The sequence below is a fragment of the Mycobacterium sp. genome (genome assembly GCF_019247615.1).
In the GTDB taxonomy this organism is placed as follows: Bacteria; Actinomycetota; Actinomycetes; order Mycobacteriales; family Mycobacteriaceae; genus Mycobacterium.
The window spans coordinates 1-5,640 of the sequence record NZ_JAFBAT010000102.1 but is presented as its reverse complement, the minus strand read 5'-3'; the positions used below and the strand labels follow the sequence as shown (position 1 = coordinate 5,640).

The 5,640-nt window shown below is 65.8% G+C and carries 7 protein-coding genes; 3 read left to right on the top strand and 4 right to left on the bottom strand.

The features are described from left to right. The coding region (locus tag JO059_RS06805) for a 3-hydroxyacyl-CoA dehydrogenase family protein (RefSeq protein WP_293315333.1) at positions 1 to 1,439 on the top strand (1,439 nt) is incomplete at its 5' end. An 11-nt stretch (positions 1,440 to 1,450) separates the two neighbouring features. Here the strand turns inward: JO059_RS06805 and JO059_RS06800 are convergent. The 3 genes from JO059_RS06800 to JO059_RS06790 all read right to left on the bottom strand — a co-directional run bounded on the left by JO059_RS06800 (position 1,451) and on the right by JO059_RS06790 (position 3,618). Beyond that, on the bottom strand, positions 1,451 to 2,047 hold the full coding sequence (locus JO059_RS06800; protein WP_293315332.1) for a class I SAM-dependent methyltransferase: 597 nt from the start codon (positions 2,045 to 2,047) through the stop codon (positions 1,451 to 1,453). 35 nt (positions 2,048 to 2,082) lie between these two features. Beyond that, positions 2,083 to 3,291, bottom strand: a complete 1,209-nt coding sequence (locus JO059_RS06795) for an FAD-dependent monooxygenase (protein ID WP_293315331.1) — start codon at positions 3,289 to 3,291, stop codon at positions 2,083 to 2,085. Between the two features lie 84 nt (positions 3,292 to 3,375). Then, entirely contained in the window at positions 3,376 to 3,618 is a 243-nt protein-coding gene (locus JO059_RS06790; protein WP_293315330.1) for a hypothetical protein, read from the bottom strand. 95 nt (positions 3,619 to 3,713) lie between these two features. Here JO059_RS06790 and JO059_RS06785 point away from each other — a divergent pair, with 95 nt between their 5' ends. Beyond that, complete coding sequence (locus JO059_RS06785; protein ID WP_293315329.1) at positions 3,714 to 4,697, top strand: LLM class F420-dependent oxidoreductase; 984 nt, start codon at positions 3,714 to 3,716, stop codon at positions 4,695 to 4,697. 1 nt (position 4,698) lies between these two features. Here JO059_RS06785 and JO059_RS06780 read toward each other — a convergent pair whose 3' ends face one another. Beyond that, positions 4,699 to 4,992 (bottom strand): antibiotic biosynthesis monooxygenase, encoded by a 294-nt coding sequence (locus tag JO059_RS06780; RefSeq protein ID WP_293315328.1) that lies wholly within the window; start codon positions 4,990 to 4,992, stop codon positions 4,699 to 4,701. Between the two features lie 311 nt (positions 4,993 to 5,303). Here JO059_RS06780 and JO059_RS06775 point away from each other — a divergent pair. Continuing rightward, on the top strand, positions 5,304 to 5,640 hold a 337-nt coding region (locus JO059_RS06775; RefSeq protein WP_293315327.1), incomplete at its 3' end, for a zinc ribbon domain-containing protein.

Here is a 5,640-nt window from a genome sequence, read left to right as displayed (position 1 = left end):
ACCTGCCGGCCTTCCCGGCCAATCTCCGCAAGCAGCTGAAGGGCGCCAACTATCCCGCCCCGCACCACATCATGGCCGCCGCCATCGAGGGCGCGCAGGTCGACTTCGACAACGCGATCGAGATCGAGGGCCGCTACTTCGTCGACCTGGTCACCAGCCAGGTGGCCAAGAACATGATCCAGGCCTTCTTCTTCGACCTGCAGCACATCAACTCCGGCGGGTCCCGGCCCGAAGGCATCGGCAAGACCCCCATCAACAAGATCGGTGTGCTGGGTGCCGGCATGATGGGCGCGGGCATCGCATACGTGTCGGCCAAGGCTGGCTTTGAGGTGGTGCTCAAGGATGTGAGTCTGGAGGCGGCGCAAAAGGGCAAGGGCTACTCCGAGAAGCTGGAAGCCAAGGCGCTGGAGCGGGGCCGCACGACCGAGGAAAAATCCACGGCGCTGCTGGACCGGATCAAGCCGACCGGCGATGCCGCGGACTTCGCGGGTGTCGACTTCGTGATCGAGGCGGTGTTCGAGAGCCAGGACCTCAAGCACAAGGTGTTCCAGGAAATCGAGGACGTCGTCGAACCTAACGCGGTGCTCGGGTCCAACACCTCCACCCTGCCGATCACCGGTCTGGCTGCCGGCGTCAAGCGGCAGGAGGACTTCATCGGGATTCACTTCTTCTCGCCGGTCGACAAGATGCCGCTGGTGGAAATCATCAAGGGCGAGAAGACATCCGACGAGGCCTTGGCCCGCGTGTTCGACTACACGCTGGCCATCGGCAAGACCCCCATCGTCGTCAACGACAGCCGTGGGTTCTTCACCTCGCGGGTCATCGGCACCTTCGTCAACGAGGCGCTCGCCCTGCTCGGCGAGGGCGTCGAGCCGGCGAGCGTCGAGCAGGCCGGTTCGCAGGCCGGCTACCCGGCCCCGCCGCTGCAGCTCTCCGACGAGCTGAACCTGGAACTGATGCACAAGATCGCCGTTGCCACCCGCAAGGGCGTCGAGGACGCCGGCGGCACCTACGATCCGCACCCGGCCGAGGCCGTCGTCGAGAAGATGATCGAGCTCGGGCGGTCCGGCCGGCTCAAGGGCGCCGGCTTCTACGAGTACGCCGACGGCAGGCGCTCAGGCCTGTGGCCCGGCCTGCGGGAGACGTTCAACTCCGGCAGTTCGCAGCCGCCGCTGCAGGACATGATCGACCGGATGCTGTTCGCCGAGGCGCTGGAAACCCAGAAGTGCCTCGACGAGGGCGTGCTGACGTCGACCGCGGATGCCAACATCGGGTCCATCATGGGCATCGGCTTCCCGCCGTGGACCGGCGGCAGCGCTCAGTTCATCGTCGGCTATTCGGGGCCGGCCGGTACGGGCAAGGAGGCGTTCGTGGCCCGCGCCCGCGAGCTGGCCGCAAAGTACGGAGATCGTTTCCTTCCGCCGGAGTCGCTGACGTAACGGTCTCACGCTCAGGGGCGGCGCTGAAAGAGGTAGTGCCGCATCGGAGTCTGCTCGCGGTCCAGATCGCGCTCAGGGCCGGCGGACAGCAGCGTCCAGCCGGAGGCGAATAGTCGTTCCATCTCCGTCGGGTCGACGCCGCGCACGCCGAACTGTCCGCCGGGAAGGAACGCGATGATCAACAGCCGGGCGTCGGGTGCCGCCACGGCCGTGACCTCTCTTGCGTACTTGTCGCGATCGCCGTCGCTCATGTTGTGCAGGCAGCCGTTGTCGACGATCAGTTGGAAGTCCGCACCGATGCCCGCCTGACTCAGACGCGTGACATCGGCGTGGACGAAATTGACCGCCACGTCGGTGGCCTTGGCGCGAGCCTTCTCGAGTGCCCGCGGCGCGAAGTCGACGCCCGTGACCTTCCAGCCGTGTCGCGCAAGGTAGATCGAACTGTCTCCGGTACCGCATCCGAGGTCAAGGGCCGTCGCTGGGGGCAATGCGGCGGCATTGCCGGTTCCCTCGACCAGGTCCTGCAATTTCTGCGCGATCGGGTGGCCGTCCCACGGGGTGAAGCCGATGCGGTAGAAGATCCTGAAGAGGGTGTGCTTGGACGCCATAGTCCTACCGTATGACTAGTTGGGGTGAGGGTCCGTCAGGCGTCAGCTGCCGAGTAGTCGGGCACCGGCATCGAATCGTAGAGCCGGACACCCTTGGTGCTCAGCTTCGCCAAGCCCCGGGTGAGTGAACCGGGCATCGACGAAACCAGCTGCAGCCCACGGGTCAGCGCCCACACGCCGGCCCGCGAGCCGGGGATGATGCTCTTGGCGGCGCCGCGCGCGAAGGACCGGCTGAGCCGCACGGGCTCGCGCATTTGCAGCTCGTAGGCGGCGAACGCCCGCAGGTGATCGCCATTTGCCCGGGCCAATTCGCCGGCCAGCACGTAGGCGCCGAGGACGGCAAGGCTGGTGCTGCCGCCGACCGCGGGACCGGGACAGTAGCCCGCGTCGCCGACGAGGGTGACCCGTCGGCGCGACCATCTGTCCATCCGCAGTTGCGTGATCGAGTCGAAGTAAAACGCGGGAGTCCGGTCGATTTCGGCGAGCCAAGCGTCCACCTGGGGCGCCATGCCGGCGAAAGCATCGCGCAGTAACGCCTTCTGCCGCAACGTGTCTCGGTGGTCATACTCGAGTTGCTCTTGGCTGCGAAACAGAAACACCACCCGGGCGTCGTCCAGATGTTCGGCGGTATAGACGGCCGCGAGGCGGCCGACACCTACATGGCCCACCATTTCCCCGGAGTTCGCCAGCGACTTGGGCGCCGACACCACCGCCAGATATCCGCCGATGAAGCGGGTGAGGCCGGCCTCGTCGCCGAAGACCAGGCGCCGAACATTGGAGTGCAGCCCGTCGGCGCCGACGATGACGTCGAACCTTGCGGCGGGGGCGCGCTCGAAGGTCACATCACCCTCGTGGTCGATCGCCGTGATGGAGGCGCCGAACAGGTACTCGACGTCGTCGCGGGCGGCGTCAAAGTAAATCTCACTGAGATCGTCGCGCATGATCTCCACGTGCCGGTCGGACGCGACGCCGGTGAGCTTGGTGAGGTCCACCTCGATGGGTCGCGGCCGGCCTTCGCGGTACATCTTCAGGCGGTCCGTTCCGGTGGCGAGCGCCTCAATGCGCGGCACCACGCCCATCTTCTCCGAGATCTCCATCGCGGGACGAAACAAGTCCACCGCGTGGCCGCCAGTTTTGCGGAGCGCCGGTGCGCGCTCGACGACGGTGACGTCGAAGCCGCGCCGCGTCAGCCAGTACGCCAGCACCGGCCCTGCGATGCTGGCGCCGGAGATGAGCACGCGCATCAGGCCCCCTCGATCACTCGACGATTGGTAAGCCTAGATCGACAGGCGAGCCGACCGTCGGCGACCGGGAGACGCCACGGGGGATTACGTGCCCGCGCCTTCGGCGGTGCTCTGGTCCTGGGCGTTTTGCGTGAAGATGTCGCCGTCGCTCGGGTTGAACACATCGTCATCGTTGACGGCGATGACGTTGCCGGCGACGGACCGGAGCGGAACCGACTGCAGGAACGATGGACCCGATGCGACAGCAGCTTCGGCCTCGGCGGGCACGGCACCGATCAGGATCAGCGCCGCCAAGCTCACTGCCCCGTTGAACAACGCTTTGGTCATCCGATCTTTGTAGGGCCTCGTTGTCGGCGGCGGCTCTGCACCGCCTATTGGTCTGCTGTGAGACCGGGGCCTTCGCCGGGCTAAAGTCCGTTGCTATGCGCTTCGGACTGTTCATCCCGCAAGGCTGGCGAATGGATCTCGTCGGCATCGAACCCGAGAAACACTGGGCGGTGATGCGAGACCTGGCGACGTATGCCGACAACGGCGCCTGGGACTCGCTGTGGGTCTACGACCATTTCCACACCGTCCCGATGCCAACGGGGGAAGCCACTCACGAGGCGTGGTCGCTGATGGCGGCCTACGCTGCGACCACGTCCCGAATCAAGCTCGGCCAGATGTGCACGGCAATGAGCTACCGCAATCCGGTCTACCTGGCCAAGGTGGCGGCGACCGCCGACATCATCTCGGGTGGTCGAATCCAAATGGGTATCGGCGGTGGCTGGTATGAACATGAATGGCGCGCTTATGGTTACGGGTTTCCGTCGGCCGGGGTGCGGTTGGGCCGGCTTGACGAAGGCGTACAAATCATGCGCGACGCCTGGCGGGACGGCGAGGTCAGCTTCGACGGCAAGCATTATCAGGTCGACGGCGCGATCGTTGCTCCAAAGCCATTGCAGCACAACGGCATTCCGTTGTGGATCGCGGGCGGCGGGGAGAAGGTGACCTTGCGCATCGCCGCGCAATATGCCCAATACACCAATTTCACTCCGGAGCCGGAGGCGTTCGCCCACAAGTCGGAGGTGCTGGCGCAGCATTGCCGAAAGCTGGGGACCGACTTCGACGCCATCGTGCGCTCGGCGAACTTCACCGCCGTCGTCGGCTCATCGGAGGCTGAACTACGCGACCGGCAGAAGCGGGTGCGCGACCGACTGATCGGCTATGTGCCAGAAGCGCTGGCGGACTCGATGGCCTCCGGCATGCCCGACGCGGCGACCGGCACACCGGAACAGGTGATCGAGCGGCTGGCCAAGGTCCGCGACCTCGGCTGCGAGTACGCGATCTGCAACTTCCCCGAGGCCGCCTACGACCGCTCCGGTATCGAACTGTTCGAACGCGAAGTGATTCCCGCGCTGACGTAGGTCAGATGTCGCTCGTGACGTACCGCTTCTTGACGGGAGGCGCGGCGAGTAGCGGCGGAAGTTCGGTCAGTCGTCCCTCGCCGGCCCGGAACGCGCGGTACGCCTCGTCGTTGTCGACCGTGTCCCATAGCTCGTAGATAAGCCAGTGAGTTTCGTCGTCCTGCTCGACGAGCACGTCGGTACCGAGGTTGCCCTCGAAGGCGCGGGTGTCCTGCAGCGCCCGGCGCATGATTTCGCGCGCGGCAGACACCGCGTCGGGCTTGATCTTGAGTTCGAGTATCACCGTGATCGGCATAGTCGGACACCATATCTCAGACCGACGGTTGCGAGTAACGGCCAGCCACATGCCACATCTGTCCCTGGCAAACGCGGGACGCGCTCACCTCCCAGCGGCAACGGGTGGCTCGACGGCGACGGGGGCTGTCGCTCGAAGGCGGGCAAAACGTCGGGCACCTCGCCGGTCATGACGGAGGCCGATCTGGCTGGCGCGAGTTGTGACAAGTGTGGCCCGAGAATGCGGTTTCCACTTTTGTCGAACGGTGTTGTACCTTTCAGTGAGCGCATATTCTGCCGCGGACTTTGGATGAGTCACTGGAGGATCCCTGGATGCAGAAGGCACTGGCCCCCGAAATCTCCACCTGGCCGGACGAACACCCGCAGCTGATCGGCAGCCGATGCGGCGATTGTGGCGCCGCGACGTTCCCGGTACAGCAGTGGTGCCCGCGCTGCAGCGGCGGCGAGATGACCGAATTGCTGCTGCCGCGCCGCGGAACCCTCGTGTCGTGGACCACCCAGTGTTTCCCGCCGGGGCCGCCCTACGCCGGCCCGACCGGCAAGGAGTTCGTTCCGTTCGGTGTTGGCCTGGTTCAGCTCGGCTTGGGAGAAGATGCGGTTATCCGGGTCGAGGGCAGGCTGACCGAGAACGACCCGGCCAAGCTGCAGT

Excerpts from the sequence above, each read along its gene's own strand:
- JO059_RS06780 (WP_293315328.1), bottom strand. The coding sequence starts at position 4,992 with ATGCCGATCACGGTGATACTCGAACTCAAGATCAAGCCCGACGCGGTG.
- JO059_RS06790 (WP_293315330.1), bottom strand. The coding sequence starts at position 3,618 with ATGACCAAAGCGTTGTTCAACGGGGCAGTGAGCTTGGCGGCGCTGATC.
- JO059_RS06800 (WP_293315332.1), bottom strand. The coding sequence starts at position 2,047 with ATGGCGTCCAAGCACACCCTCTTCAGGATCTTCTACCGCATCGGCTTC.
- JO059_RS06785 (WP_293315329.1), top strand. The coding sequence starts at position 3,714 with ATGCGCTTCGGACTGTTCATCCCGCAAGGCTGGCGAATGGATCTCGTC.
- JO059_RS06795 (WP_293315331.1), bottom strand. The coding sequence starts at position 3,291 with ATGCGCGTGCTCATCTCCGGCGCCAGCATCGCAGGGCCGGTGCTGGCG.